At 70.5% G+C, this 25,396-nt stretch carries 27 protein-coding genes; 13 read left to right on the top strand and 14 right to left on the bottom strand.

Features of this window, described 5'->3' with window-relative positions; translation table 11 throughout:
* Positions 1 to 53: 53 nt before the first annotated feature.
* Positions 54 to 494 (bottom strand): methylmalonyl-CoA epimerase, encoded by a 441-nt coding sequence (mce, locus tag ACSU6L_RS11955; RefSeq protein ID WP_073940977.1) that lies wholly within the window; start codon positions 492 to 494, stop codon positions 54 to 56.
* 147 nt (positions 495 to 641) lie between these two features.
* Here mce and ACSU6L_RS11950 point away from each other — a divergent pair, with 147 nt between their 5' ends.
* Positions 642 to 1,847: an acetyl-CoA C-acetyltransferase gene (locus tag ACSU6L_RS11950; protein WP_073940978.1), complete on the top strand. Its 1,206-nt coding sequence runs from the start codon at positions 642 to 644 to the stop codon at positions 1,845 to 1,847.
* Positions 1,848 to 1,885: 38 nt separating this feature from the next.
* On the top strand, positions 1,886 to 2,842 hold the full coding sequence (gene meaB / locus ACSU6L_RS11945) for a methylmalonyl Co-A mutase-associated GTPase MeaB (protein ID WP_073940979.1): 957 nt from the start codon (positions 1,886 to 1,888) through the stop codon (positions 2,840 to 2,842).
* A gap of 197 nt (positions 2,843 to 3,039) precedes the next feature.
* On the opposite strand, the gene ACSU6L_RS11940 is transcribed toward meaB, so the two are convergent.
* Positions 3,040 to 3,663: a PepSY domain-containing protein gene (locus ACSU6L_RS11940; protein WP_437056207.1), complete on the bottom strand. Its 624-nt coding sequence runs from the start codon at positions 3,661 to 3,663 to the stop codon at positions 3,040 to 3,042.
* Positions 3,664 to 3,787: 124 nt separating this feature from the next.
* Here ACSU6L_RS11940 and ACSU6L_RS11935 point away from each other — a divergent pair, with 124 nt between their 5' ends.
* Together ACSU6L_RS11935 and ACSU6L_RS11930 are read left to right on the top strand one after the other, a co-directional pair.
* Entirely contained in the window at positions 3,788 to 4,507 is a 720-nt protein-coding gene (locus ACSU6L_RS11935; RefSeq protein WP_437056205.1) for a response regulator transcription factor, read from the top strand.
* Entirely contained in the window at positions 4,504 to 5,925 is a 1,422-nt protein-coding gene (locus tag ACSU6L_RS11930) for a sensor histidine kinase (protein WP_437056203.1), read from the top strand. Before ACSU6L_RS11935 ends, ACSU6L_RS11930 begins: the two co-directional genes overlap by 4 nt.
* An 18-nt stretch (positions 5,926 to 5,943) precedes the next feature.
* On the opposite strand, the gene ACSU6L_RS11925 is transcribed toward ACSU6L_RS11930, so the two are convergent.
* From ACSU6L_RS11925 to ACSU6L_RS11910, 4 genes are all read right to left on the bottom strand, one after another.
* On the bottom strand, positions 5,944 to 6,420 hold the full coding sequence (locus tag ACSU6L_RS11925; protein WP_073940983.1) for a MarR family winged helix-turn-helix transcriptional regulator: 477 nt from the start codon (positions 6,418 to 6,420) through the stop codon (positions 5,944 to 5,946).
* A 93-nt stretch (positions 6,421 to 6,513) separates the two neighbouring features.
* The gene (locus ACSU6L_RS11920) at positions 6,514 to 7,320 is read right to left on the bottom strand and encodes an AIM24 family protein (protein WP_437056200.1); all 807 of its coding nucleotides are present in this window, start codon (positions 7,318 to 7,320) and stop codon (positions 6,514 to 6,516) included.
* Positions 7,317 to 7,967, bottom strand: coding sequence for an AIM24 family protein (locus ACSU6L_RS11915; protein WP_073940985.1), 651 nt, complete (start codon positions 7,965 to 7,967; stop codon positions 7,317 to 7,319). The genes ACSU6L_RS11920 and ACSU6L_RS11915 overlap by 4 nt, the downstream gene beginning before the upstream one ends.
* A gap of 1 nt (position 7,968) precedes the next feature.
* Entirely contained in the window at positions 7,969 to 8,601 is a 633-nt protein-coding gene (locus ACSU6L_RS11910; protein WP_437064854.1) for an AIM24 family protein, read from the bottom strand.
* Positions 8,602 to 8,789: 188 nt separating this feature from the next.
* Here ACSU6L_RS11910 and ACSU6L_RS11905 point away from each other — a divergent pair, with 188 nt between their 5' ends.
* Together ACSU6L_RS11905 and ACSU6L_RS11900 are read left to right on the top strand one after the other, a co-directional pair.
* A complete protein-coding gene (locus ACSU6L_RS11905) occupies positions 8,790 to 9,134 on the top strand; it encodes a DUF3817 domain-containing protein (RefSeq protein ID WP_437056198.1) in 345 nt (114 codons plus the stop codon).
* Complete coding sequence (locus tag ACSU6L_RS11900; RefSeq protein ID WP_437056196.1) at positions 9,131 to 9,421, top strand: MTH1187 family thiamine-binding protein; 291 nt, start codon at positions 9,131 to 9,133, stop codon at positions 9,419 to 9,421. The genes ACSU6L_RS11905 and ACSU6L_RS11900 overlap by 4 nt, the downstream gene beginning before the upstream one ends.
* Positions 9,422 to 9,629: 208 nt before the next feature.
* Here ACSU6L_RS11900 and ACSU6L_RS11895 read toward each other — a convergent pair whose 3' ends face one another.
* The 3 genes from ACSU6L_RS11895 to ACSU6L_RS11885 are packed head-to-tail and all read right to left on the bottom strand — an operon-like array spanning position 9,630 to position 11,715.
* Complete coding sequence (locus tag ACSU6L_RS11895; RefSeq protein WP_437056194.1) at positions 9,630 to 10,280, bottom strand: TetR/AcrR family transcriptional regulator; 651 nt, start codon at positions 10,278 to 10,280, stop codon at positions 9,630 to 9,632.
* The gene (locus ACSU6L_RS11890) at positions 10,277 to 10,957 is read right to left on the bottom strand and encodes a DUF4166 domain-containing protein (RefSeq protein ID WP_437056192.1); all 681 of its coding nucleotides are present in this window, start codon (positions 10,955 to 10,957) and stop codon (positions 10,277 to 10,279) included. The genes ACSU6L_RS11895 and ACSU6L_RS11890 overlap by 4 nt, the downstream gene beginning before the upstream one ends.
* Positions 10,954 to 11,715: a hypothetical protein gene (locus ACSU6L_RS11885; RefSeq protein ID WP_437056190.1), complete on the bottom strand. Its 762-nt coding sequence runs from the start codon at positions 11,713 to 11,715 to the stop codon at positions 10,954 to 10,956. The genes ACSU6L_RS11890 and ACSU6L_RS11885 overlap by 4 nt, the downstream gene beginning before the upstream one ends.
* A 188-nt stretch (positions 11,716 to 11,903) precedes the next feature.
* Between ACSU6L_RS11885 and ACSU6L_RS11880 the strand changes: the two genes are divergently transcribed.
* Together ACSU6L_RS11880 and ACSU6L_RS11875 are read left to right on the top strand one after the other, a co-directional pair.
* Positions 11,904 to 12,413 carry a MarR family winged helix-turn-helix transcriptional regulator gene (locus ACSU6L_RS11880; RefSeq protein ID WP_073940991.1) on the top strand — a complete coding sequence of 170 codons (510 nt, stop codon included), beginning with the start codon at positions 11,904 to 11,906 and terminating at the stop codon, positions 12,411 to 12,413.
* A 159-nt stretch (positions 12,414 to 12,572) separates the two neighbouring features.
* On the top strand, positions 12,573 to 13,052 hold the full coding sequence (locus tag ACSU6L_RS11875) for a hypothetical protein (RefSeq protein ID WP_437056188.1): 480 nt from the start codon (positions 12,573 to 12,575) through the stop codon (positions 13,050 to 13,052).
* A 43-nt stretch (positions 13,053 to 13,095) separates the two neighbouring features.
* Here the strand turns inward: ACSU6L_RS11875 and ACSU6L_RS11870 are convergent, their stop codons facing one another.
* A complete protein-coding gene (locus ACSU6L_RS11870; RefSeq protein ID WP_437056186.1) occupies positions 13,096 to 13,437 on the bottom strand; it encodes a DUF3817 domain-containing protein in 342 nt (113 codons plus the stop codon).
* Positions 13,438 to 13,575: 138 nt separating this feature from the next.
* Here ACSU6L_RS11870 and ACSU6L_RS11865 point away from each other — a divergent pair, with 138 nt between their 5' ends.
* The gene (locus ACSU6L_RS11865; RefSeq protein ID WP_437056184.1) at positions 13,576 to 15,276 is read left to right on the top strand and encodes an acyl-CoA mutase large subunit family protein; all 1,701 of its coding nucleotides are present in this window, start codon (positions 13,576 to 13,578) and stop codon (positions 15,274 to 15,276) included.
* 28 nt (positions 15,277 to 15,304) lie between these two features.
* Here ACSU6L_RS11865 and ACSU6L_RS11860 read toward each other — a convergent pair whose 3' ends face one another.
* A complete protein-coding gene (locus ACSU6L_RS11860; RefSeq protein ID WP_437056182.1) occupies positions 15,305 to 15,919 on the bottom strand; it encodes a TetR/AcrR family transcriptional regulator in 615 nt (204 codons plus the stop codon).
* Positions 15,920 to 16,148: 229 nt separating this feature from the next.
* On the opposite strand from ACSU6L_RS11860, the gene ACSU6L_RS11855 reads away from it, so the two are divergent.
* The 4 genes from ACSU6L_RS11855 (at position 16,149) to ACSU6L_RS11840 (ending at position 20,385) form a co-directional block, all read left to right on the top strand.
* On the top strand, positions 16,149 to 17,120 hold the full coding sequence (locus ACSU6L_RS11855) for a tetratricopeptide repeat protein (protein WP_437056180.1): 972 nt from the start codon (positions 16,149 to 16,151) through the stop codon (positions 17,118 to 17,120).
* A gap of 590 nt (positions 17,121 to 17,710) precedes the next feature.
* Positions 17,711 to 18,346: a DUF6230 family protein gene (locus ACSU6L_RS11850; RefSeq protein WP_073940995.1), complete on the top strand. Its 636-nt coding sequence runs from the start codon at positions 17,711 to 17,713 to the stop codon at positions 18,344 to 18,346.
* A gap of 109 nt (positions 18,347 to 18,455) precedes the next feature.
* Positions 18,456 to 19,034, top strand: coding sequence for a DUF6114 domain-containing protein (locus tag ACSU6L_RS11845; protein WP_437056178.1), 579 nt, complete (start codon positions 18,456 to 18,458; stop codon positions 19,032 to 19,034).
* On the top strand, positions 19,024 to 20,385 hold the full coding sequence (locus tag ACSU6L_RS11840) for a hypothetical protein (protein ID WP_437056176.1): 1,362 nt from the start codon (positions 19,024 to 19,026) through the stop codon (positions 20,383 to 20,385). Before ACSU6L_RS11845 ends, ACSU6L_RS11840 begins: the two co-directional genes overlap by 11 nt.
* Positions 20,386 to 20,475: 90 nt before the next feature.
* On the opposite strand, the gene pyk is transcribed toward ACSU6L_RS11840, so the two are convergent.
* From pyk to pta, 3 genes are all read right to left on the bottom strand, one after another.
* A complete protein-coding gene (gene pyk, locus ACSU6L_RS11835) occupies positions 20,476 to 21,906 on the bottom strand; it encodes a pyruvate kinase (protein WP_437056174.1) in 1,431 nt (476 codons plus the stop codon).
* Positions 21,907 to 21,979: 73 nt separating this feature from the next.
* The gene (locus tag ACSU6L_RS11830) at positions 21,980 to 23,200 is read right to left on the bottom strand and encodes an acetate kinase (RefSeq protein ID WP_437056172.1); all 1,221 of its coding nucleotides are present in this window, start codon (positions 23,198 to 23,200) and stop codon (positions 21,980 to 21,982) included.
* Positions 23,197 to 25,287 (bottom strand): phosphate acetyltransferase, encoded by a 2,091-nt coding sequence (pta, locus tag ACSU6L_RS11825; protein ID WP_437056170.1) that lies wholly within the window; start codon positions 25,285 to 25,287, stop codon positions 23,197 to 23,199. Before pta ends, ACSU6L_RS11830 begins: the two co-directional genes overlap by 4 nt.
* Positions 25,288 to 25,396 lie beyond the last annotated feature (109 nt).

Here is a 25,396-nt window from a genome sequence, read left to right as displayed (position 1 = left end):
CCCGGTGGAGCAGGGCGACCGCCCCCAACCCTACCGGCCCCTATGTACGGGGGTCAGTGCTCAGGTGACTCAACAGGTGCGGAAGTGACCAGTTCTGTCAGAACGCCATGACAATCCTTGGGGTGCAGGAAGGTGATACGTGACCCCATGGAGCCGCGTCGCGGCTCTTCGTACAGAACGCGCACGCCCTTGTCCTTGATGGCGGCCGCGTCCCCGTCGACGTCCGCCGTACCGAAGGCGATGTGGTGGACGCCCTCGCCGTTCTTGGCGAGCCACTTGGCGACGGTGGAGTCCTCCCGGGTCGGTTCCAGGAGCTGCAGGTACGAAGCCCCGCCGTCGGACGTATCGTTGATCTTGAGCATGGCCTCGCGCACGCCCTGCTCTTCGTTGACCTCGGAGTGGAACACCTCGAAGCCGTAGGTGGCCCGGTAGAACTCGACGGTCTTGTCGAGGTCGAAACAGGCGATCCCGATGTGGTCGATTCGCGTCAGCATGGACTCAGTGCAGCGCTCCGGAGGTGGTTACGCAACGTGCGCGCGATCACACCGACAGCCCGATGACGGGCGGGATACCGCTCAGTACATTCGAGTAAACCCTCGTTCACTCCTCGGTCGTGCAGGCCGGTAAGGGGATCGCAGCTCATGTCTTCTGCTACGAACGGCACGACGTCCGTCATCGTCGCGGGCGCCCGCACCCCGATGGGGCGGCTGCTCGGCTCGCTGAAGTCCTTCTCCGGGGCCGACCTCGGCGGCTTCGCGATCAAGGCCGCCATCGACCGTGCGGGGATCGGCGGCGACCAGGTGCAGTACGTGATCATGGGCCAGGTGCTCCAGGCCGGGGCGGGCCAGATCCCGGCGCGCCAGGCCGCGGTCAAGGCCGGCATCCCGATGAACGTCCCGGCGCTCACCATCAACAAGGTGTGTCTGTCCGGCCTCGACGCCATCGCCCTCGCGGACCAGCTGATCCGTGCCGGCGAGTTCGACATCGTCGTCGCCGGCGGCCAGGAGTCCATGACCAACGCGCCCCACCTGCTGCCGAAGTCCCGCGAGGGCTTCAAGTACGGCGCGGTGCAGATGCTCGACGCCATGGCGTACGACGGTCTCACCGACTCCTTCGAGGGCGTCGCCATGGGCGAGTCGACGGAGAAGCACAACACGCGCCTCGGCATCAACCGCCCCGAGCAGGACGAGATCGCCGCGCTGTCCCACCAGCGTGCCGCCGCCGCGCAGAAGAACGGCATCTTCGAGGCCGAGATCACCCCGGTCGAGATCCCGCAGCGCAAGGGCGACCCGGTCCTGTTCAGCAAGGACGAGGGCATCCGCGGCGACACCACCGCCGAGTCGCTGGGCAAGCTGCGCCCGGCGTTCAGCAAGGACGGCACGATCACCGCGGGCTCCTCCTCGCAGATCTCCGACGGCGCCGCCGCCGTCGTGGTCATGAGCAAGGCCAAGGCGCAGGAGCTGGGCCTGGACTGGATCGCCGAGATCGGCGCGCACGGCAACGTCGCGGGCCCGGACAACTCGCTGCAGTCCCAGCCGTCGAACGCGATCCTGCACGCCCTGAAGAAGGAGGGCCTGGAGGTCTCCGACCTCGACCTGATCGAGATCAACGAGGCCTTCGCCGCCGTCGCCGTGCAGTCAATGAAGGACCTCGGCGTGTCCACCGAAAAGGTGAACGTCAACGGTGGTGCCATCGCTCTGGGGCACCCGATCGGCATGTCCGGCGCCCGCCTCGTCCTGCACCTCGCGCTGGAGCTGAAGCGGCGCGGCGGCGGTGTCGGCGCGGCCGCGCTGTGCGGCGGCGGCGGCCAGGGCGACGCGCTGATCGTGCGGGTGCCCAAGGCCTGAGCCTTTGCGATAGCGGACATCTAGTGAACGGAGCTGTGATGCAGGACGTCTCCTCGCTGGTCGCCCAGGCCAGGGAAGGCCGGCCGCGGGCCGTGGCCCGGCTGATCTCCCTGGTGGAGGGGGCGTCCCCGCAGCTCAGGGAGGTCATGGCGGCGCTCGCCCCGCTGACCGGGAACGCCTACGTCGTCGGCCTGACCGGCTCGCCCGGCGTCGGCAAGTCCACGTCCACGTCGGCGCTCGTCACGGCCTATCGCAAACAGGGCAAACGGGTCGGCGTGCTCGCCGTCGACCCGTCGTCCCCCTTCTCGGGCGGCGCCCTGCTCGGCGACCGCGTGCGCATGTCGGACCACGCCTCCGACCCCGGCGTCTACATCCGCTCCATGGCGACCCGCGGCCACCTCGGCGGCCTCGCCTGGGCCGCCCCGCAGGCGATCCGCGTCCTGGACGCGGCGGGCTGCGACGTGATCCTGGTCGAGACGGTCGGCGTCGGCCAGTCCGAGGTCGAGATCGCCTCCCAGGCGGACACCTCCGTCGTCCTCCTGGCGCCCGGCATGGGCGACGGCATCCAGGCGGCGAAGGCCGGAATCCTGGAGATCGGCGACGTCTACGTCGTCAACAAGGCCGACCGGGACGGCGCCGACGCCACCGCCCGCGAACTGAACCACATGCTGGGCCTCGGCGAGGCCCGCGGCCCCGGCGACTGGCGGCCCCCGATCGTCAAGACGGTCGCCGCCCGCGCCGAGGGCGTCGACGAGGTCGTCGAGGCCCTGGAGAAGCACCGGGCGTGGATGGAGGAGCGCGGCGTCCTCGCCGAGCGCCGCCGCGCCCGCGCCGCCCGCGAGGTGGAGACCATCGCGGTCACCGCCCTGCGCGAACGCATCGGCGATTTGCACGGCGACCGCCGCCTGTCCGCTCTCGCGGAGAGGATCGTCGCAGGTGAGCTGGACCCGTATCGCGCGGCGGACGAGCTGGTGGCGGGGCTCACGGAGGCCTGAGGCGCTGACGCAGCGAGGCCGCGCCGCGTCGCCGGGTGCGGGTCGTGGGGAGGGTGCCCGCGCAGTTCCCCGCGCCCCTTTCGGCGCTGACGCGCCTGACGCGGCGGAGCCGCGTTCAGGGGCGCGGGGAACTGCGCGACCAGCCACCTGCTGCCCGCACCCGGCGACGCAGCCGAGCCCGGCAGGACCCACGCCGCTCAGTCCTCTTCGGAGACCGAGTCGTCGTCCCGGTCCGCCGTGACCTTGCCCGTCTTCAGGTCGACGTGCCAGTCCCGGTCGGAGCCGGCGGTCTCCGCGCTCCAGCCCTCGCCGCGGTCGTCGTCCAGCTCGACCGAGGTCACCACACCCTTCGCCTCGGCGGCCTCGGCGGCCTCGGCGGCCTCCCGGGCGTCGATGTCCGCGCCCTTCAAAAGGCGGCGGGCCTCGGTGGCGTCGTCCTCGTCCCGGTCGGTGCCGGTGCCGAGGACCTTGCCGGTCGCCGGGTCGACGTGGACGGTGTAGGAGGTGCTGCCGGAGCCCAGGATGCCGATTTCCCAGCCGCGGTCGTCGCCGTCGTCGTCGCCGTCCCGGTCGTCGTCGAGGTCGGCGGAGTAGACCGTGCCCGGCTGGGCCTTCAGCGCGGCCTCGATCGCCTGGGTGGCGGTGAGCTTGCCCGCGGGCGCCCGGTCGGTGTCGTCGGCGCCGACACCCGCCGCGGTGCCGACGACCGTCGTGCGCTGTGCGGACTTCGCCTCGTCGCCACCGTCCGCGAAGGCGACCGCGGCCCCGCCACCGATCAGGGCGGTCGCGGTGACGGCGGCGATGACGATGTTGCGCTTCATGAAGACCCTCCAAGGTCGACGTCGGATCGCTTGGTTCGACGTGACCCACCCTGCCGATCCGAACCTGAAGCCACGCTGAAGCCACCTGAAGATCGCTTCAGCTTCCGTTTGCGACCCTGTCCCCATGCGCCCGCCCGTCACCCACCACCGCCCTACTCGAGGCGCTGCGCGCCGCCCCTTCCATCTCTTGATCGTCGAGGACGAGAAACGCCTCGCCCTGTCCCTGGCCAGGGGCCTCACCGCCGAGGGCTACGCCGTGGACGTCGTACACGACGGACGGGAGGGACTGCACCGGGCGAGCGAGTCGCCGTACGACCTGGTCGTGCTCGACATCATGCTGCCCGGCATGAACGGCTACCGCGTCTGCGCCGCCCTGCGCGCCGCCGGCAACGACGTGCCGATCCTGATGCTCACCGCCAAGGACGGCGAGTACGACGAGGCGGAGGGCCTGGACACCGGTGCCGACGACTACCTGACCAAGCCGTTCTCGTACGTCGTCCTGGTGGCCCGGATCAAGGCGCTGCTGCGCCGCCGGAACACGGGCGGCGGCACCCCGGTGCTCACCGTGGGCGAGCTGCGGCTGGACACCGGGGCCCGCCGGGTCCTGCGCGACGGCGCGGAGGTGCCGCTCACGGCGAAGGAGTTCGCGGTGCTGGAGCAGCTGGCGCTGCGGGCGGGCGAGGTGGTGTCCAAGGCGGAGATCCTCGAACACGTCTGGGACTTCGCCTACGAGGGTGACCCGAACATCGTCGAGGTGTATGTCAGCGCCCTGCGCCGCAAACTGGGCGCCGGGCTCATCCGCACCGTGCGGGGCGCGGGCTACCGGCTGGAGGCGCCGCGATGAGACGCGTGTTCGGGTCGGTGCGGGCGCGGGCCACGCTGGCCGCGACGCTCGTGGTGGCGGTGGCCCTGGTCGCCGCCGGGGTGGCGGTCCTGCTGTCGCTGCGCGGCAACCTGGAGAGCCGCGCGGACTCCGAGGCGGACGGCGCCGCCCGCCAGGTCACCTCCCAGATCGCGGCCGGCACGCCGTACGCCGACCTCGACCTGCCGGACGCCGACGACAACCCGGTCCAGGTCGTCGACGAGGACGGCCGGGTGCTCGCGGTGAGCGAGGGCCTGGAGGCCATCACGGGCACCGGGGTGTCCGCCGTCACCCCGGCCGGCGGCCCGTCGCCCGGGCGGGACGACGACGAGGAGGACCGGGACGACGAGAGCGACAGCCGGCGCGGCGAGCTCGGCGAGGTCGACGGCCACGCGAACGGCACCGCCACCGTGGACGGCGAACGCGCCGAGTACCGCTTCGCCGAGGCGGAGGCGACCGACAGCCGCGGCGAGACCGTCGTCGTCCACGCCGGTGCCTCGCTGGAGGCCCAGCAGGACGCGGTGCGCACCGCGGCCACCGTGCTGCTGATCGGCTTCCCGGTGCTGCTCGGCGTCGTCGCGGGCGTGACCTGGCTGGTCACCCGGCGCGCCCTGCGCCCGGTCGAGGGCATCCGCCGCGAGATGGCGGAGATCACCGCCTCCGAGGACCTGTCCCGCCGGGTGCCCGAACCCGGCACCCACGACGAGGTGGCCCGGCTGGCCCGCACCACCAACGAGACACTGGCCGCGCTGGAGACCTCGGTGGAACGCCAGCGCCGGTTCGTCGCCGACGCCTCCCACGAGCTGCGCAGCCCCATCGCCTCGCTGCGCACCCAGCTGGAGGTGGCCGCCGCCCATCCCGGGCTGCTGGACCTGGACGGGGCGGTCGAGGACACCGTACGGCTGCAGCGGCTCGCCGCCGACCTGCTGCTGCTCGCGCGGCTGGACGCGGGGGAGCGGCCCGCCGGGACACGGGTCGACCTGGTCGCGCTGGCCCGGGAGGAGGCGGCGGGGCGGGACCGGGTGACGGTCGAGGCCGACGGGGGCGGTGGTCCGGAAGTGGCCGGATCACGCGGTCAGCTGGGGCGGGTGCTCGCCAATCTGCTGGACAACGCCGAGCGGCACGCGCGGTCCTCGGTCACCGTGACCGTGGGCCGGGACGGGGACCGGGCGGCGGTGGTGCGGGTCGCCGACGACGGGGCGGGCGTGCCGGAGGCCGACCGGGAGCGGATCTTCGAACGGTTCGTACGACTGGACGACGCCCGCAGCCGGGACGAGGGCGGCGCCGGGCTGGGCCTGGCCATCGCCCGGGATGTCGCCGTACGCCACGGCGGCACGCTCACGGCTCACGCGGCGCCGACGGGCGGAGCCCTGTTCGAGCTCCGCCTGCCATTGGCCTAGTCCTCTGGCATTAACTGGTCATGGGCGTCCCCGGTGCCCCCGCAGGTGCTCGGCGATGGGCTTGAGGGCCTTGTCCAGCTCGGTCAGGGCCTCGGGGGAGAGGAGGTCGATGAAGTGCCTGCGGACGGATGCCACATGGTGCGGGGCGACCTTCTGCATGGTCGCCATGCCGTGGTCGGTGAGGACCGCGTAGAGGCCGCGCCGGTCGGACTCGCAGTTCTCGCGGCGTACCAGGTCGGCGTTCTCCATGCGGGTGATCTGGTGGGAGAGCCGGCTCTTGGACTGCAGGGTGGCGGAGGCGAGGTCGCTCATCCGCATCCGCAGATCCTCCGACTCGGAGAGATTCACCAGGATCTCGTAGTCGTTCATCGTCAGGCCGAACGGCTGCAGGTCCTTTTCGAGCTGGTACGTCAACAGTCGGTTGACCTCCAGGTGGGTGCGCCAGGCACACTGCTCCGCATCGGTCAGCCAGCGCGTGGCCGTCTCGGTCTCCATGAATGAAGTCTACCTAAGAAAGTTGAATGGTGAACTAGTCTAGGTGGTGTGACAGTGCGCACGCGTTCGATGTCACACTCCGCAGACTACCGCTCACAGCCCGAAGCGACGCTGGAGGTCTCCCAGCTGTCCGGGAAGGCGCGGTGTCCCGGCCGATCCCCCATGCCCTCCGGCCATCGCGCCACCGGGCACGCCCGCGCCGGGTGGGATCGCTCCCGTCTCCTGCTCGGGCATGAGGGTCTCGGTCGACTGGAGCAGGACGGTGCCCGCCCCCACGAACTCGAACTGGTGCTCCTCTCCGGAAGCCCCGCCGAGGCCCGTCAGCGCACGTAGACCGCCCAGCACGCCCGCCATGTACCCGTGGTCGTAGTGATGGCACGGGGACGGGCAGTCGGCCCAGCCGACGAGCGCCTGCGGGTCCACCCGGATCGGGGGTTCCATGAACACCACCGGACCGTTAGATGCGGCCACGAACTTCCCGGTTCCGATCAATGTCAGGAACCCCGGCACGATCGACTGCTTGAGGGCGAGACTTGGCTGAAAAGCGAGCAGATTGCCCGCGCGGATCGTCAGATTGCCGTCTTCCAGGTCGAACGAGTTCACATCGAAGGCCCGGTCGGCGAGCAGCATCTTCCCCGAACCCTCCGCCACCACCCAGTCGGAGGCGTGCAGCGGGGAGTGGAACGCCGTGCGGACCAGCCGCTCCAGCCGCCCGTGCCCGACCCCGTCGAAGTCGATCGAGCCGTAGTAGGCGATCATCTTCCCCTTCTGCAGGAACCACCGGGTCCCCTTCAGCTCCACGCAGAAGGTGTACGGGTTCACGTTGTCGTCGGCCGGGAGCGCGGCCGGGTCGTGCACCGTCGGGCCCGGGGCGCCGCCCGGCGTCACATACGTGGTCACAGCTTCTCCTCCGAGGCCTGGACGAACACCGCGCCGCTGCCGCTCAGCTCCAGCTGGAACGCCTCGCCGGAACCCCGGCCCACCATGTCCCGCCAGCTCAGCGCCGTCGACAGCTTGTTGCGCACATCGCCGTGGTGGGCGACATACGCCTGCGGGTCGACGTGCACCGGGCGCTGCGGCGTGATCGGGATCTCGAAGACGCCGCCATGGGCCATCACGGCGACGGCGCCGTGCCCCTTCAGGGTCGTGGTGAACAGGCCCTGGCCCGTGACCTGCCCGCGGACCATGCCCATGACGCCGCCCTGCGACCCCATGAACATCGTCCCCTGCTGGAGGGTGCCCTCGAAGGCGAGGAGACGGTCCGCCTCCACGTACAGCGTGTCGCCGGTGAGGCCGATCACGTGCACGTGGTGGCCGCCGTGCCCGAACAGCACGGTGCCGTCGCCCTCCACGGTCATCAGGGGGGTGTCCTCGTCGGCGAGCCGGCGGCCGATCATCGACATGACCCCGCCCCGGCCGCCGGCGACGTTGGGCGTGAAGGACACCTCGCCCCGGTACGCCAGCATCGCGCCGCGCTGACTGAACAGCCGCCGGCCCGGCACGACCGTCGCCTCGACCATCTTCGGATTGATCTCCCGGAAGGTCATCTCACACGTCCCCCGCGATCGTGTTCCGCTCGCTGGGCTGGACGTACACCAGCCCGTCGCCCTCGAACCGGATCTGGAACGCCTCGCCGCCGCCCTCACCCATGAACGTGCGGAACGTCACACCGGACTGGAAGGACTGCCGTACGTTCCCCTGGTGCGCGATGTACGCCCCCGGGTCCACCGTGAGCGGGTACTGCGGGCTGACCCGGAGCACCACCGCCGGGCCGTCCGAGGTGATCGCCGCCTGCCCGTGCCCCTCCACGGTGGTCGTGAACAGCCCGTTGCCCTGCGAGGCGCCGCGCAGCCCCGTGAAGCTCGTACCGGTCCGCAGGCCGCCGTCGGTCGCGAGCAGATTGCTCGACTCCACGTACAGCTTGTCGCCGCTCAGAGCCACCAGGTTGATCTCGGCCGCCCGGTCCGCGAACCAGCACGTCCCGTGCCCCCTCACCTCCATCACGGTCATCTGCTCCCCGGTGATCCGCCGGGTCACCATGCCCCGGATCCCCTCACCGCCGCCGCTCAGCTTCTTGAAGGCCATCTGCCCGTCGTACGCGACCATCGAGCCGTTCTTCGCCCGCACGGCATCCCCGGTCATGTCGACGGCGAGCACCTTGCCGCCCTGAAGTCGGAACATCGCCACGATTGCGACGGTAACGGGCGGCGGGGCTCGCCGACAGAGCCTTTGGGGGGAGGCGACCCCTGAACGGACCCCGGGGCGGACCCCCTCTCGGGACTCCGGGGCGCGTTTGCCAGAATGGAGCGACGCTTGTGCATCCGTTCACAAAGCGCCGATCCTCCTGACTCTCCCACCGAAGGTGACCCGTGGACATCAAGACCGCCAGTGCCCTGCGCCGCCTCCGCCTGGTCTCGGCCCCCGAGGCGATCTCGTTCCTGATCCTGCTCGTCTGCTCCGTACTGAAGCGGACCACGGACTTCAACGCGGTGCCCGTCATGGGCGCGGTGCACGGCGTCCTGTTCGTCCTGTACGTGATCTTCTGGGCGGACGCCTGGAACCGGACCAAGTGGTCGTCGAAGACCGCGGCCCTCTACTTCGTCCTCTCGGTGCTGCCCACCGGCGGCTTCTTCGCCGAGCGCAGGCTCAAGCGTGAGGCCGAGGACGCGGTGATCGCCTCCCGCGCCCGCAAGGAAGGGGTCGTCAACGCATGATCGTCGCCTTCTCCGTGACGCCGCTGGGCGTCGGCGAGGACGTGGGGGAGTACGTCGCCGACGCCGTCCGGGTGGTGCGGGAGTCCGGGCTGCCCAACCGCACCGACGCGATGTTCACCTCCGTCGAGGGCGAGTGGGATGAGGTCATGGACGTCGTCAAGCGCGCTGTCGCCGCCGTCGAGGCGCGGGCGCCCCGGGTGTCGCTGGTGCTCAAGGCGGACATCCGGCCCGGGGTGACGGACGGGCTCACCTCCAAGGTGGAGACCGTCGAGCGGCACCTCGCCTAGGCCCTGTCGTCTGAATCAGGCCGGTTGTGAGGTGCGGTGCCCCTCGGCCGACCTGAGCGGGGTCTGGTGCGTGCAGCTGCAAGGCGGAGGGGGGAGCCGATGCGGCGCATCGGGGACCGACGACAACGCGGCAGATGCGCGTGCCAGACCCCGCGACGCCGGCGTGATCCAAACGGCAGGGCCTAGTAGCCCGCGGCGTTCCGCCCGCTCAGCGCCTGGCCGTGCGCCGCAGATGGTGGCGTACGGCCCGCTGGGCCACCGGGCCCAGTTCCTCCAGCGCGGCGACCAGCACGCCGAGCTGTTCCAGCGCGTCCAGCGCCGAGGCCGCGCCGGTCGCGTCCACCCCTTCGTACAGCTCGATGCCCACGAAAGCCGCGGCGACCGCGCGTGCCAGGCCCGCCGGGTCGGTGAACTCGCCGAACGGGGTGGCGGCCAGGACCCGTATGAGGACCTGCTCTATCTCGTCGATCCACAGCTGCAGGCCGCCGGCCGTGGCGGGGCCGAGAGCGGCGTGGGTCTGGGCTCCGGCGAGGAGCTGGCCGAGGAGGGCGACGTGGCCGCCGGCCCGCTCCTCCTCGTGGATGGCGCGGCCCACCGCCAGCAGCTCGGACAGCGACGTGACCGCGGCGAGGCGGGCGCGGTAGCGGGCGACCGCCTGTTCCGCGCCGTACCGGCAGGCGGCGGCGAGCAACTCGTCGACCGAACCGAAGTGGTAGAAGACGAGCGCCTGGTTCACACCGGCCGCCGCGGCGACCGTGCGGGCCGAGGTCTTGGCGATCCCCTGTTCGGTGAGCGTGCGCAGCGCGCCCTCCAGGAGCCGGTTCTTCGTCTCCAGCGACTTGGCCGTCTCCGGGCTCATGCGCGCGACTCCTCACGTACCGGACGCAGACCGGGCCGTACCCCGCAGCCGCGGATGTCGGTGTATGTCGCCTCGAAGGTGCCCTCGTAGCCGAAGAGCGGGCCGAAGTAGCGGTTCACGACTTGGACCTGGATGCGGAAACGGCCGGCGGTGTCGTCGTACGACTCGCGGACCTCCGCCGTCGCGCCGACGAGTTCGGGGACGCGCACGTCCACCACCCCCTCGCGGAAGCGGTGCTCGCCGGAGCGGATCAGCAGGGAGCCGTCGGGTTCGGCGGCGAAGTGCAGTTCGCTGGCGAGGTGCTGGTGGGTGCCGAGGTAGTCGAGGACGCGGTCCCCCTTCGGGCTCAGCACCATCTGGGCGTCGAAGCGGCGGGGTCGGCCGGGCAGTCGGAAGGTGCGCACGAAGCTCACCGTCTCACGGCCGAAGGTGTCGGTGTACGGCACGTTCTCGATGGTGAAGGGGACGTTGCGGCCGGTGCTCGGGACGAGGATGTTGCGGGTGGTGCCGAGCGCCAGGAACGGCTTGACGAAGGCCCCGCCGTGCCAGATCCGGGTCATGACGCCCCGGCCCGTGCAGGCCTCCCCGCTCGCCAGGCCCACCGAGAAGCGGCGCCGCAGCTGCGGGTGCAGGCGGTCGAAGTCGCGGCCCATCACCGTACGGAAGATCGACGTCATCGGGGGTTCTCCAGGGTGTGCAGCAACCGGGGCGCGCGTACGCGCGTGGAGGGGGCGCGCAGGCAGCGGCGAGCGGCCGGGGTGTGGGCCAGGGGCGCCTTGAACAGGGCCAGGCAGATGGCGACGGCCAGCAGCAGCGGGCACAGGTAGGCGGCGGACGCGGCGAACGGGCCGAGGAGGCGGAGCGCGGAGTCCAGGCCGAGGCCGGTGCAGGCGAAGGCGATCACCAGCGCGCGCACGGTCAGCTCCGCGAGCCAGTTCAGCAGCGCGCGCTCCGGGGTGATCCCGCGTTCCAGCCACAGCCGGAGCCGGTCGAAGGACCAGGCCGTCGCCCAGCCCATGAGAGGGCGGAAGGCGAGCCGGTCGGCGAGCGCGCCGAAGGCGCCCCAGCGGGGCCGGTAGTCGTAGCCGGTGAGGAAACGGACGCCGTCGCCGTCGGGGACGTAGCGCCAGTAGCCGCTGCCTTCGGCGAGCAGGGAGAGCGGGTGCGGGGAGGCGAAGCGCAGCGCGGAGGTGCGGGTGCCGTCGGGGCGTTCCCGCTCGCCGGCGAAGACGCCGGTGCCGGCGACGGTGAGGAAGGGCAGCACGCGGGTGGCGTACCGGAAGCGCTGCGGTTCGCCCTCCCCGTGCGGGAGGTAGTCGATCTCGGTGAAGCGGAGGTCCCAGCGCTGGTGCTGGGACGGCTCCTGGGTGCGGGCCCACAGTTCGTCGAGGTCGGCCCTGATCCGTGTCTCTATGTAGAGCCCCTTGAGGCCCATGGCGAATCCCCCGTTCCGCGAAAGATTTGAGCGACCGCTCAAACTCCTGGGACGAGACCGTACACGCATTTGAGCGATCGCTCAAAGGGGGTGGGCCGGGGAGTGGTGGCGGTGTTCCGGGACCGTCTGCGGACCGAAAGGCGAGACAGGGCTGACCGGCATATGACTGGCCGGTAAGGTCTGATGACGTGCCGAAGCCGCTCAGCCTTCCTTTCGACCCCATCGCCCGCGCCGACGAGCTCTGGAAGCAGCGCTGGGGGAACGTGCCGTCCATGGCCGCCATCACCTCGATCATGCGGGCGCACCAGATCCTGCTCGCCGAGGTCGACGCGGTGGTCAAGCCGTACGGACTGACGTTCGCGCGCTACGAGGCGCTGGTGCTGCTCACCTTCTCCAAGGCCGGCGAACTGCCGATGTCCAAGATCGGCGAGCGCCTGATGGTCCACCCGACGTCCGTCACCAACACCGTCGACCGCCTGGTGAAGTCCGGCCTGGTCGACAAACGCCCCAACCCCAACGACGGCCGCGGCACCCTCGCCACCATCACCGACAAGGGCCGCGAGGTCGTCGACGCCGCCACGCGCGACCTGATGGCCATGGACTTCGGCCTGGGCGCGTACGACGCCGAGGAGTGCGGGGAACTCTTCGCGATGCTGCGGCCGCTGCGGGTGGCGGCGGGGGATTTCGAGGAGGAGTGAGGGCCGTCAGCGCGGGGCGACGCAGGTACCGCCTTGCGGTGATTCGCCACCTGATGTAACGGTTCCGTTGCTCGCTGCTTTCGTGTGCCCTGGCAGTCTTCGGTCGACCGGGATTCGGATGATCGGCATCCGGGTTCACCGACACAGGGAGAAGGCGCCTTGTCACGCATTCGGAACTTCGCTCGTGCTGTGCTGTCCGCCGGAAGCACCGTGGTGTTCGCCGGTGTCATGACGCTGGGCGCGGCAGGACCTGCTCAGGCCGGCGCCACCGGGAGCGCTGTCATCGGCAGCTTCAGTTACGAACTGAACGGGGTGGGTGTGAAGGTCCCCGTCGGCTGCTTCCTGACGCACACGATCAAGGGCTCGGGGAAGCGGATCACCAGCCAGTTCGCGGGGGTGGACTGTGCCGGGCTGGCGGCCACCTTCTCGCAGTTCTGCAACTGGAGGATCGACTTCTCCTATGCGGACACCGACAACAGGACGTACCGGACGTCCCGCGGGGCGACGCATGCCGAGTGCAAGGGCAACCCTCTGCGACATGCCCGCCCGCAGACACTGCCGAGGTACGGCAAGGCGTGCGCCAAATTCCACGTGAACGGCAAGCTGCGGGCCGTGCAGTGTCACTACATCACCAAATAGGCTCCGCCGCCGGAGCCGGTCGTCCGGCTGTCCGGCCGCGGTGTCAGGCGGCCGCGGGGCTCGGTTCGGCGTCCTTGGCGATCAGCGGCTGGACTTCTCGCGTGAGCTTGCGCTCGACGAAGAAGGCGGCAGTCGGGATGGTGCCGGCCAGCAGCACCCAGAGCAGACGCCCCACCGGCATCTTCGCCTTCGATCCGAGGTCGAAGGCGAAGATCAGGTACAGCACGTACAGCCAGCCGTGGGCGATGCCGACGACCGTGACGAAGCCGCCGAACCCGTCCAGGCCCAGCAGTCGCTTCCCGATCGTCCCGATCGTCAAAGCGATCAGCAGGACGGCGGTGACGTAGGCCATCACCCGGTAGCGGGTCAAGACGCTCTTTTTCATGGCGTCGAGCGTAGCCGGTGCGTTCTCGCCGGTGGCTCAGGGCTCCGGGTGGTCGTGGACACAGTCGGCCCCGTCCGTGACGTGGCCGAGCTCGTCAGCCATCGACATTTACTTGGACGTCCTAGTAAATTCGAAGGTATGGACGCTCACGCCATCGAGGAGGGCCGCCGACGCTGGCAGGCCCGGTACGACGCCGCGCGCAAGCGCGACGCGGACTTCACCACGCTCTCCGGCGATCCCGTGGAGCCGGTGTACGGACCGCGGCCCGGGGACCGCTATGAGGGGTTCGAGCGGATCGGGTGGCCGGGGGAGTTCCCGTTCACCCGGGGGCTGTATCCGACGGGCTACCGGGGGCGGACCTGGACGATCCGGCAGTTCGCCGGGTTCGGGAACGCCGAGCAGACCAATGAGCGGTACAAGATGATCCTCGCCGCCGGCGGCGGGGGCCTGTCCGTCGCCTTCGACATGCCGACGCTCATGGGCCGCGACTCCGACGACCCGCGCTCGCTGGGCGAGGTCGGGCACTGCGGGGTGGCGATCGACTCGGCGGCCGACATGGACGTCCTGTTCAAGGACATCCCGCTCGGCGACGTCACCACCTCGATGACCATCAGCGGGCCCGCCGTGCCGGTGTTCTGCATGTACCTGGTCGCCGCCGAACGGCAGGGCGTCGACCCGGGCGTGCTCAACGGCACCCTGCAGACGGACATCTTCAAGGAGTACATCGCGCAGAAGGAGTGGCTGTTCCAGCCGGAACCCCATCTGCGGCTGATCGGCGACCTCATGGAGTACTGCGCCGAGCGCATCCCCGCCTACAAGCCGCTCTCCGTCTCCGGCTACCACATCCGCGAGGCCGGCGCGACGGCCGCGCAGGAGCTGGCGTACACGCTGGCCGACGGGTTCGGGTACGTCGAGCTGGGGCTCAGCCGCGGGCTCGACGTGGACGTCTTCGCGCCCGGCCTGTCCTTCTTCTTCGACGCGCACGTCGACTTCTTCGAGGAGATCGCCAAGTTCCGGGCCGCGCGCAGGATCTGGGCGCGCTGGATGCGGGACGTGTACGGGGCGAAGAGCGAGAAGGCGCAGTGGCTGCGCTTCCACACGCAGACCGCCGGTGTCTCGCTGACCGCCCAGCAGCCCTACAACAACGTGGTGCGTACGGCGGTGGAGGCGCTGGCGGCGGTGCTGGGCGGGACCAACTCGCTGCACACCAACGCGCTGGACGAGACGCTGGCGCTGCCGTCGGAGCAGGCGGCCGAGATCGCGCTGCGCACGCAGCAGGTGCTGATGGAGGAGACCGGCGTCGCCAACGTCGCCGACCCGCTGGGCGGTTCGTGGTACGTCGAGCAGCTGACGGACCGGATCGAGGCGGACGCGGAGAAGATCTTCGAGCAGATCAAGGAGCGCGGGCTGCGGGCGCACCCGGACGGCCGGCACCCGATCGGGCCGATCACGTCCGGCATCCTGCGGGGCATCGAGGACGGCTGGTTCACCGGCGAGATCGCCGAGTCCGCCTTCCGCTACCAGCAGGCTTTGGAGAAGGGTGACAAGAGGGTGGTGGGCGTCAACGCCCACACCGGGTCGGTCACCGGGGACCTGGAGATCCTGCGGGTCAGCCACGAGGTGGAGCGCGAGCAGGTCCGGGTGCTGGGCGCGCGGCGCGGCGAGCGGGACGAGGCGGCGGTGCGCGCCGCGCTCGACGGCATGCTGGCCGCGGCGCGGGACGGCTCCAACATGATCGAGCCGATGCTTCAGGCCGTGCGGGCCGAGGCGACGCTCGGCGAGATCTGCGGTGTGCTGCGCGACGAGTGGGGGGTGTACACCGAGCCGGCCGGGTTCTGAGCGCCCGCGGCTGTACCGCGGGACACCTCTAGGCCGCCGTGAGGCCCAGCAGCAGTATCCGCGTGAAGCTGTGGACCCACTCCTCGTCCACCGGTTCCGCGCTGACCAGTTCGCGGTGGACCACCGCGCCCGCCACCACGTCGAAGATGAGGTCGGCCGTACGAGCTGCCTCTCCGGGATCCGTCTCGGGGGGCAGCTCGCCGCGTTCCTGGGCTCGGGCGCGGCCCTCCAGGACCAGGCGCTTCTGCCGGTCGACGATGGAGGTGCGGATGCGTTCTCGCAGGGCGTCGTCGCGGGTGGACTCGGCCAGGACCGCCATCAGGCCGCTCTTCGCCTCGGGCCGTGCCAGGATCGCGGCGAACTGGAAGACCACGCCCTCGATGTCGGCGGCGAGGGTGCCGCGGTCGGGGAGGCGGAGTTCGTCGAAGAGTTCCGCCACCGCGTCGACGACGAGTTCGTTCTTGCCCGCCCAGCGCCGGTAGAGCGTCGTCTTGGCGACCCCGGCGCGTGACGCCACGTCCCCCAGGGTGAGCTTCGACCAGCCGAGGTCGACCAGGGCCGCCCGGGTCGCGGCCAGGATGGCGGCGTCGGCGGTGGTGCTGCGCGGGCGTCCCGCGCGGCCGGCGTGGGTGCGGCTGTGCATGCCGTCGACCATATCCGGCGCCTTCCGGGCCGGCCCGTTCGCGCGCGCAGTGAGGCAGATCACCGCTCGGGGCTGCCGCGCGGGCCTCGTGTGCCATTACGCTACGACTCGTAGCGAAAGCTCGTGAGCGGCACACGCGGGCGACGACCACAGGGCGTGGGGTGGGGACCCGGCGCCCGGCTTCCACATCGTTTTTCACACACGCGCGGGAACGGGGGAGGATAGACGCATGCAGCCACGGAACATGTCCATGAGCGGCGTCGTCGACCTCGCCGCGGTCAAGGCGGCCCAAGAGGCCAAGGCCAAGGCCGAGCAGGCGCGCGCCGAAGCGGCCCGCCAGGGCGGGGGCGGCGCCGTCTCCCCGGCCGATCTCGTCATCGACGTCGACGAGGCCACCTTCGAGCGTGACGTCCTCCAGCGCTCCACCGAAGTCCCGGTCGTCATCGACTTCTGGGCCGAGTGGTGCCAGCCCTGCAAGCAGCTGAGCCCGGTCCTGGAGCGGCTGGCCGTCGAGTACAACGGGCGTTTCCTCCTCGCCAAGATCGACGTCGACGCCAACCAGATGCTGATGCAGCAGTTCGGGATCCAGGGCATCCCGGCCGTCTTCGCGGTCGTCGCGGGGCAGGCGCTGCCGCTCTTCCAGGGCGCGGCCGGTGAGGCCCAGATCCGGGAGACCCTCGACCAGTTGGTGGCCGTCGCCGAGCAGCGCTTCGGTCTGACCGGTCTCACCGTCGACCCGGAGGCGGAGCCGGGCGCGGCCCAGCCGCCGGCCCAGCCGGCCGGTCCGCACGAGGCCGCTCTGAACGCGGCGGCGCAGGCGCTGGACGCGGGCGACCTGGGCGGCGCGGTGCGGGCGTACAAGAACGTACTGTCCGACGACCCGGCCAACCCGGAGGCGAAACTGGGTCTGGCGCAGGCCGAGTTGCTCCAGCGGGTGCAGGGCCTCGACCCGCAGCGGGTGCGCAAGGACGCCGCCGAGAAACCGGCCGACCCCCAGGCGCAGATCGCCGCCGCCGACCTCGATCTGGTCGGCGGGCATGTCGAGGACGCGTTCGGGCGGCTCATCGACACCGTGGCGCGCACGGCCGGCGACGACCGGGATGCCGTACGGCTGCGGCTGCTCGAACTGTTCGAGGTCGTCGGGGCCGACGATCCGCGGGTGACCGCGGCCCGACGGGCGCTGGCGCGCGCCCTGTTCTAGGAGTGACACGGCTGCCGTCGCAGCGCAGGTGCGGCCGCGCTTTGCCAAATCTTGGTAATCGCGGCCGCTGTTACTGCCAGTAAGTCGGGGTCGCTGTTCTGTCGGGTTCCGTCCCGGCATTCCTTCTTTGTCACCCCCTTCGATGCCACCCTGCGTCGCCGAGCGAGATCAAGGGGTCGTGCTTCGGTTATCCGGCCGTTACTAGCGAGTAACGAACCCCCTTGTGCGGGCGGCGAGAATGCACCACGATCGGCGACGCTCGGTCCATTCCCGCACCCCGACAGCCAATCGGGTCGCGAGGTTTCCTGGGTCCCCACCGAGCAGAGCCGACGGCGGTGCCGCCGGCTCTTGGACAGGGGGGTCTTCGCCAGCGGGCGAAGCCTGTCCGGCAGGGTTGTGCGTGATGCGTGTCAGGCGCGACCAGTGGTTGTCGCTCGGGGGTGATCGCCGGTGATTCGGGCGCGTTACGCGCCGCCGAGCGCGGGCGCTCTCCTTCCCGAGGACGTAGCACTTCTCCCATCCCTGCCCGGCTGAGCCGCCGAACGGGGGCCAGTCAGGGTCAGGAGATGTACGTCCGAGAAGGAGGAAATATGGAGTCCCAGGTGCGTGGTGGGACCAGATGGAAGCGGTTCGCCGTGGTCATGGTGCCCAGCGTGGCCGCCACGGCGGCGATAGGCGTCGCGCTCGCGCAGGGTGCTCTCGCCGCGTCGTTCAGCGTTTCCGGACAGTCTTTCAAGGTTACGACCGAGCAGCTCGACGGCACGGGCTTCGCGCAGTACGGCGCTCTTGACGAGGGCTACACGCTCGACGGCAAGAAGACGGTTCACCCCGTCGCCGTCTCGGCGTTCAAGTCCGCGACCATCAAGAACATGTGTCAGTCGGTCGTCACGCCGAACATCCCGGTGCTCGGCAATGTCAGCCTGATCCTGCGGGCCGGCCAGGGTGACACCCCGGTCAAGGCCGAGAACCTGTACATCGACGTCGCCGAGCTGGAAGGTGACGCCACCTTCCGCGGCATCGACATCGGTGTGGCCGCCAAGGACGCCTCCAAGGGTCCCGGCATGAAGGGCGGCAAGGAGCAGGCCAACCCCTTCGGGTTCGCTCAGCAGGCCGATTCGGTCACCCTCAAGGACGTGAAGCAGACGGCGTGGGCGACCACCGCCGGAACCTTCAAGCTCAGCGGCCTGAAGATGTCGCTGTCGACGGGTGTCAAGGAGTGCTACTAAGCACTCGCTGACGGGCGGGGGCGCCGGTGGCCCCCCGCCCGTCCACTCTCCAACTCTGCATTCGCAGTACCACTCACCACGGCAACGCCGTTCCAGGGAGCTGTTTTCCATGAGCGCCGAGACTCCTGCCGCGCCCGGCAACGACGAGCACTACCTCCGGGTCTTTCGGCGGAACTTCCGCGCCTGGCGGGGCACCCGGCCGTTCTGGGCCGGCCTGTTCGTCATGCTCGGCGGACTCCCCATCGCCTACTTCCCGTACGCAAACCTCCGGCTCGGCCATCTGACGCTGGCGATGGCCACCACCGCGGGTGCCGGGTCCCTGATCATCGGCGTACTGCTCGTCGTCCTCGGCTTGAGCCTCTGGTTCCAGAAGCACGTCCGGGTCTTCGCGGGCGTGGCGGCGATCCTGCTGGCGCTGGTGTCCATCCCCGTCTCCAACCTCGGCGGCTTCCTCATCGGCTTCCTGTTCGCCCTCATCGGCGGCGCGATGGCGGTGTCCTGGGCCGAGGGCGCGCCGCCCGCTCCGGCGCCGGCGGACGTCGAGGGAACGGGCACGGCCCCCGGGGACACCGGCCTCGGCAAGGCCCCGCAGGCCCCGGTCACGGACACGGACACGGTGGGTGCATCCGACGATCTGTCAGGAACGAGCCCCGGCAACGAGGCGAACGGGAGGCACAGTGCCGGCTGACGAGGTGACCCACGGGGCTGATGTGGACGAGTCCCGTGTGAGAACCGGGCCGCGCCACGCGGCACCCAAGAAGCCGCTGTTCACCAGGTTCCACATGCCGGCCGGCAAGGCGATAGCCCTGGCGGCGATGCCGACCGCGGTCCTGATGGGGATGGGGTTCACTCCGAAACTCGCCCTCGCCGAGGACCAGCCGGCGTCACGGAGCCTGACGGCCGACGAGTACAAGGCGTGCGTCGCGGCCCTGGAGGACGCCGAGAAGGGCGACACCGCCACGGCCACGCCGTCGCCGTCCGCCTCGGCGAGCGAGAGCCCGTCGGGCGGCGGCGCCGAGCCGACCCCGTCGGCCACGTCCGGCTCGGGCTCCGGCTCCGGCGACTCGGGCTCCGGCACGGGCGGTTCCGGCTCGGGTGAGGGTTCTTCGGCGGATTCAGGTTCCGCCGACGAGGCCGAGCCCACGCCGTCCGCCTCCGCCGAGGCACCGGAGACGAAGGAGCCGCAGGCCGCGCCCTCGCCGTCCGAGACGCAGCAGGGCGTGCTGGAGACCATCGGCGACACGGTCACCGGTGTGGTCGGCGGCGTCGTCGACGGCGTCACCGGCGGCGGCGCCGAGGAGAGCCCCAGCGCCACTCCGGCCCCGTCCGCCTCGGCGACCCCGAGCCCGGCCGAGAGCCAGGGCGCGGACTCCGGGAGCGGCGACGCCGGGGACCCGGTGAAGGAGACCACCGACAAGGTCACCGACGCGGTGGAGGACACCGCCGAGGGCGCCGGCGACACGGCGTCGGAGGAGGCGGCCGGCGAACCGACCGCGGAGCCGACCGAGGACCCCGAGGCGACGGCCACCCCGTCCCCCTCGGCGAGCCCGAGCACCGACGTGGACGACTGCCCGGTCGCCACCGACGCTGAGGGCGGTGTCGACAACCCGGTGCCGCTGCCCGACGACCCCTGGTACCTGAACGCCAGCTCGCTGACGCTGAAGGGCGCCTCCTACAAGGGCATCGTCGAGGTGCGCACCGCCAACGGCACCACCAAGAAGGTGCTGAAGTACGTCATATCGAACGGCACCGACATCGGCGACCTGCACCAGACGGTGAAGGACGAGCAGTCCGGCAAGACGTACCACGTCGAGGCGGCCAAGGGCTCGACGTCGACCATCCGGGACGGCGACACGGTGATGTACACGGAGAGCATCTCGGGCAATCTGCTCGGGCTGATCCCGATCACCTTCGACCCGGAGAACCCGCCGCCGCTGGACATCCCGCTGATCTACTTCACGAAGGTGAAGGTGGTCCAGGCCGGCCAGTTCGGCGGCACCCTGCACGTCCCCGGGCTGCATCAGTACGTCACCGACTGACCGCCCGCACAGGCCCGTTCGGGAGCCGCGAAAGCACTGAGGGCGCCCCCTGCCGCAGGGGGCGCCCTCAGTGTCGTACGGGAGGCGGCGTCAGTCGCGGTCGCCCTCGCCCAGGTGGTGCACCCGGACCATGTTGGTGGTGCCGGGGACGCCGGGGGGCGAACCGGCGGTGATGACCATGATGTCGCCCGGGTTGAAGCGGTTGAGCTTGATGACCTCCTGGTCCACCAGGTCGACCATCTCGTCGGTGCTGTTCACGAACGGCACGACGTTGGGCTCCACGCCCCAGCTGAGCGCCAGCTGGTTGCGGGTGGACTCGTCGGTGGTGAAGGCCAGGATCGGCTGGGTCGCGCGGTAGCGGGACAGCCGGCGGGCGGTGTCACCGGACTTGGTGAAGGCCACCAGGCCCTTGCCGCCGAGGAAGTCGGCGATCTCGCAGGCGGCACGGGCCACCGAACCGCCCTGCGTACGCGGCTTCTTGCCCGGAACCAGCGGCTGCAGGCCCTTGGCCAGCAGCTCCTCCTCGGCCGCCTGGACGATCTTCGACATCGTCTTGACGGTCTCGATCGGGTACGCGCCCACGCTGGACTCGGCGGAGAGCATGACCGCGTCGGCGCCGTCCAGGATCGCGTTGGCCACGTCGGAGGCCTCGGCGCGGGTCGGCCGCGAGTTGGTGATCATCGACTCCATCATCTGGGTCGCCACGATCACCGGCTTGGCGTTGCGGCGGCACAGCTCGATGAGCCGCTTCTGCACCATCGGGACCTTCTCGAGCGGGTACTCGACGGCCAGGTCGCCGCGCGCGACCATCACACCGTCGAACGCCATCACGACGTCCTCCATGTTGGCCACCGCCTGCGGCTTCTCCACCTTGGCGATGACCGGGACCCGGCGGCCCTCCTCCTCCATGATCTTCCGGACGTCGTGCACGTCGTTGGCGTCCCGGACGAAGGAGAGGGCGACCATGTCGCAGCCCATGCGCAGCGCGAACCGCAGGTCCTCGACGTCCTTCTCGGACAGCGCGGGCACGTTGACGGCCGCGCCGGGCAGGTTGATGCCCTTGTGGTCGGAGATGACGCCGCCCTCGATGACGATCGTCTTCACCCGCGAGCCCTCGACGTCCAGGACCTTCAGCTCGACGTTGCCGTCGTTGATGAGGATCTGGTCGCCGCGCGAGACGTCGCCGGTCAGACCCTTGTAGGTCGTGCCGCAGATCGTCTTGTCGCCCGGGACGTCGTCGGTGGTGATGGTGAACTCGTCACCGCGCACCAGCTCCACCGGGCCTTCGGCGAAGGTCGCGAGCCGGATCTTCGGGCCCTGGAGGTCGGCGAGGACACCGATGGCCCTGCCGGTCTCCTTGGCGGCGGCCCGGACGCGGTCGTACCGCCCCTGGTGCTCCTCGTGGGTGCCGTGGCTGAAGTTGAAGCGGGCCACGTTCATGCCGGCTTCGATCAGCGCGACCAGTTGCTCATGGGAGTCGACCGCTGGGCCGAGAGTACAGACGATTTTCGAACGGCGCATGGGGCGATCCTATCGGTTTGTTTCGCTGCGGAATATTCCGGCTGGCGGAAAATACAAAAGGGCGGGATGCCGCTCAGGTGAGATTCGCTGAGTCATTAACCAGCGCGTAGGTCTGCGTGGCAATCTCCAGTTCCTCGTCGGTCGGGACCACGGCGACCGCGACCCGCGCGTGCTCGGGCGAGATCAGTCGCGGTTCGCCGCCGCGTACGGCGTTCAGCTCGCCGTCGACGGCCAGGCCCAGCTCCTCCAGGCCCGCCACGGCGGCCTCCCGCACCGCGGCCGCGTTCTCGCCGACGCCGGCGGTGAAGGCGACCGCGTCCACCTTGCCGAGCACGGCGTAATAAGCGCCGATGTACTTCTTCAAGCGGTGAATGTAGATGTCGAAGGCGAGTTGCGCCTGTTCGTCGCCCTCGTCCACCCGCCGGCGGATCTCGCGCATGTCGTTGTCACCGCACAGACCGATCAGTCCGCTCTTCTTGTTGAGAAGAGTGTCGATCTCGTCCGTGGACATTCCGCCAACACGCATCAAATGGAAGATGACGGCCGGGTCCATGTCGCCGGAGCGGGTACCCATCACCAGCCCCTCCAAAGGCGTCAGCCCCATGGAGGTGTCCACGCAGCGACCGCCCCGCACCGCCGTGGCCGACGCCCCGTTGCCCAGGTGCAGCACGATCACGTTCACCTCCTCCGGCGCCTTGCCCAGCAGCTTCGCCGTCGCCCGGGACACATACGCGTGCGAGGTGCCGTGGAAGCCGTAGCGGCGGATGCGGTGCTGGTCGGCGGTCTTCACGTCGATCGCGTACCGGGCCGCCGACTCCGGCATCGTGGTGTGGAACGCGGTGTCGAAGACGGCGACCTGCGGCAGGTCCGGCCGCAGCGCCTGCGCGGTGCGGATACCGGTGAGGTTCGCCGGGTTGTGCAGCGGGGCGACCGGGATCAGCCGCTCGATCTCGGCGAGCACGGTCTCGTCGATGACCGTCGGCTGCGTGAAGTACTTGCCGCCGTGCACCACCCGGTGGCCTATCGCGGCCAGCTCCGGCGAGTCCAGACCGAGGCCGTCCTTGGCCAGCTCGGCGGAGACCGCCTTCAGGGCGGCGTCGTGGTCGGCGATCGGCCCCGTCCACTCGCGGCTCTCGCCGCCGCCGTGCAGCGGGGTGTGCTTCAGCCGGGAGGTCTGCTCACCGATGCGCTCGACGAGGCCCGCCGCCAGCCGGCTGCTGTCCCGCATGTCGAGCAGCTGGTACTTCAGCGAGGACGAGCCGGAGTTGAGGACGAGGACGCGGGTCGGACTCACTGGTCGGAAGCCTTCTCGATCGGGGACTGGGCCTGGATGGCCGTGATGGCGACGGTGTTGACGATGTCCTGGACGAGCGCGCCCCGGGACAGGTCGTTGACGGGCTTGCGCAGACCCTGCAGCACCGGGCCGACGGCGATCGCGCCGGCCGAGCGCTGCACGGCCTTGTAGGTGTTGTTACCCGTATTGAGGTCCGGGAAGATCAGAACCGTTGCCTGCCCGGCGACCTCGGATCCCGGCAGCTTGGTCGCGGCGACCGACGGCTCGACGGCGGCGTCGTACTGGATCGGGCCCTCGATCTTCAGATCGGGGCGCCGCGCACGCACCAGCTCCGTGGCCGCGCGCACCTTGTCGACGTCGGCGCCGGAGCCGGACGTGCCGGTGGAGTACGACAGCATCGCGATCCGCGGCTCCACGCCGAACCGGGCGGCGGTGGCCGCCGACTGGACGGCGATGTCGGCCAGCTGCTCGGCGTCCGGGTCCGGGTTGACCGCGCAGTCGCCGTAGACGAGCACCTTGTCGGCGAGACACATGAAGAAGACCGAGGAGACGATCGAGGCGTCCGGGTTGGTCTTGATGATCTCGAAGGCCGGGCGGATGGTGGCCGCCGTGGAGTGCACCGAGCCCGACACCATGCCGTCGGCCAGGCCCTCCTGCACCATCAGGGTGCCGAAGTAGTTCACGTCGGAGACGACGTCGTAGGCCAGCTCCACGGTGACGCCCTTGTGGGCGCGCAGCGCCGCGTACTTCTCGGCGAACGCGTCGCGCAGCTCCGAGGTCGCCGGGTCGATCAGCCGGCATTCGCCGAGGTCGATGCCGAGATCGGCGGCCTTCTTGCGGATACGGTCCTCCGGGCCCAGCAGCGTCAGATCGCACACGCCGCGGCGCAGCAGCACCTCGGCGGCGTGCAGCACCCGCTCCTCGTCGCCCTCCGGCAGCACCACCCGGCGCCGGTTCGCGCGGGCCTGCTCCAGCAGTTTGTGCTCGAACATCATCGGGGTGACGCGGTCGCTGCTCGGCGCGGAGACCCGCTTGTTCAGGTCGGCGGTGTCGACGTACCGCTCGAACAGGCCGAGGGCGGTCTCCGCCTTGCGCGGAGTGGCCGCGTTCAGCTTGCCCTCCAGCGAGAACAGCTGCTCGGCGGTGGGGAAGCTGTTGCCGGACACCGAGAGCACCGGGGTGCCGGGGGCGAGGCGCGCGGCGAGGGTGAGGACCTCGTCGCTCGGCACCTCGTCGAGGGTGAGGAGCATGCCGGCTATCGGCGGGGTGCCGGCGCTGTGCGCGGCCAGCGCGCCGACCACCAGATCGGCGCGGTCGCCGGGGGTGACCACCAGGCAGCCCGGGGTCAGAGCGCCCAGGAAGTTCGGCAGCATGGCCCCGCCGAAGACGAAGCCCAGCGCGTCCCGGGCGAGCCCGGAGTCGTCGCCGAGCAGCACCTTCGCGCCCAGGGCGTGGCCGATCTGGGAGACGGTCGGCGCGGACAGCGCGGGCTCGTCGGGCACCACGTAGCAGGGCACCGGGAGCCGGCCGGCCAGCCGCTCGGCGATCTCGTCGCGGTCCTCGCGGGCCACCCGGTTGGTGACCATGGCGAGGACGTCGCAGCCCAGGCCGTCGTAGGCGCGGTAGGCGTTGCGGGTCTCGGCGAGCACGGACTCGGCGGGCTGCTTGCGGCCGCCGACGACGGGGATCACGGACGCGCCGAACTCGTTGGCGAGCCGGGCGTTCAGGGACAGCTCGTCGGGGAGCTGGGTGTCGGCGAAGTCGGTGCCGAGGACGAGGACCACGTCGTAGTCACGGGTGACCAGGTGGAAGCGGTCGACGAGGGAGGCGACCAGCTCGTCCGTGCCGCGTTCGGCCTGGAGCGCGGACGCCTCGTGGTAGTCCATGCCGTAGACGGTCGCCGGGTCCTGCGACAGCCGGTAGCGGGAACGCAGCAGCTCGAACAGGCGGTCGGGCCCGTCATGGACGAGGGGACGGAAGACACCCACCCGGTCGACCTGCCGGGTCAGGAGCTCCATGACCCCCAGCTCCACGACCTGGCGGCCGTCGCCGCGGTCGATGCCGGTCACGTACACGCTGCGCGTCACGTGTGCTCTCCGTTTCGTCTCGAGTGGGTTTCGTCTCGGATGGGGTACAAAAATCGCCCACCGAGGTGAGCAGAACCCTCTTGACAATACCCCCGCCACTGGATAAGGC

Source organism: Streptomyces sp. enrichment culture, from assembly GCF_964272855.1.
In the GTDB taxonomy this organism is placed as follows: domain Bacteria; phylum Actinomycetota; class Actinomycetes; order Streptomycetales; family Streptomycetaceae; genus Streptomyces.
Note: the sequence above shows the minus strand (reverse complement) of the source record. Positions and strands in the feature narration are given on the sequence as shown.

What these genes read in the sequence shown, in the direction of transcription:
- mce (WP_073940977.1), bottom strand. Translation starts at nt 494, where the DNA reads ATGCTGACGCGAATCGACCACATCGGGATCGCCTGTTTCGACCTCGAC.
- ACSU6L_RS11950 (WP_073940978.1), top strand. Translation starts at nt 642, where the DNA reads ATGTCTTCTGCTACGAACGGCACGACGTCCGTCATCGTCGCGGGCGCC.
- meaB (WP_073940979.1), top strand. Translation starts at nt 1,886, where the DNA reads ATGCAGGACGTCTCCTCGCTGGTCGCCCAGGCCAGGGAAGGCCGGCCG.
- ACSU6L_RS11940 (WP_437056207.1), bottom strand. Translation starts at nt 3,663, where the DNA reads ATGAAGCGCAACATCGTCATCGCCGCCGTCACCGCGACCGCCCTGATC.
- ACSU6L_RS11935 (WP_437056205.1), top strand. Translation starts at nt 3,788, where the DNA reads ATGCGCCCGCCCGTCACCCACCACCGCCCTACTCGAGGCGCTGCGCGC.
- ACSU6L_RS11930 (WP_437056203.1), top strand. Translation starts at nt 4,504, where the DNA reads ATGAGACGCGTGTTCGGGTCGGTGCGGGCGCGGGCCACGCTGGCCGCG.
- ACSU6L_RS11925 (WP_073940983.1), bottom strand. Translation starts at nt 6,420, where the DNA reads ATGGAGACCGAGACGGCCACGCGCTGGCTGACCGATGCGGAGCAGTGT.
- ACSU6L_RS11915 (WP_073940985.1), bottom strand. Translation starts at nt 7,967, where the DNA reads ATGACCTTCCGGGAGATCAATCCGAAGATGGTCGAGGCGACGGTCGTG.
- ACSU6L_RS11910 (WP_437064854.1), bottom strand. Translation starts at nt 8,601, where the DNA reads ATGTTCCGACTTCAGGGCGGCAAGGTGCTCGCCGTCGACATGACCGGG.
- ACSU6L_RS11900 (WP_437056196.1), top strand. Translation starts at nt 9,131, where the DNA reads ATGATCGTCGCCTTCTCCGTGACGCCGCTGGGCGTCGGCGAGGACGTG.
- ACSU6L_RS11895 (WP_437056194.1), bottom strand. Translation starts at nt 10,280, where the DNA reads ATGAGCCCGGAGACGGCCAAGTCGCTGGAGACGAAGAACCGGCTCCTG.
- ACSU6L_RS11890 (WP_437056192.1), bottom strand. Translation starts at nt 10,957, where the DNA reads ATGACGTCGATCTTCCGTACGGTGATGGGCCGCGACTTCGACCGCCTG.
- ACSU6L_RS11885 (WP_437056190.1), bottom strand. Translation starts at nt 11,715, where the DNA reads ATGGGCCTCAAGGGGCTCTACATAGAGACACGGATCAGGGCCGACCTC.
- ACSU6L_RS11870 (WP_437056186.1), bottom strand. Translation starts at nt 13,437, where the DNA reads ATGAAAAAGAGCGTCTTGACCCGCTACCGGGTGATGGCCTACGTCACC.
- ACSU6L_RS11865 (WP_437056184.1), top strand. Translation starts at nt 13,576, where the DNA reads ATGGACGCTCACGCCATCGAGGAGGGCCGCCGACGCTGGCAGGCCCGG.
- ACSU6L_RS11860 (WP_437056182.1), bottom strand. Translation starts at nt 15,919, where the DNA reads ATGCACAGCCGCACCCACGCCGGCCGCGCGGGACGCCCGCGCAGCACC.
- ACSU6L_RS11855 (WP_437056180.1), top strand. Translation starts at nt 16,149, where the DNA reads ATGCAGCCACGGAACATGTCCATGAGCGGCGTCGTCGACCTCGCCGCG.
- ACSU6L_RS11850 (WP_073940995.1), top strand. Translation starts at nt 17,711, where the DNA reads ATGGAGTCCCAGGTGCGTGGTGGGACCAGATGGAAGCGGTTCGCCGTG.
- ACSU6L_RS11845 (WP_437056178.1), top strand. Translation starts at nt 18,456, where the DNA reads ATGAGCGCCGAGACTCCTGCCGCGCCCGGCAACGACGAGCACTACCTC.
- pyk (WP_437056174.1), bottom strand. Translation starts at nt 21,906, where the DNA reads ATGCGCCGTTCGAAAATCGTCTGTACTCTCGGCCCAGCGGTCGACTCC.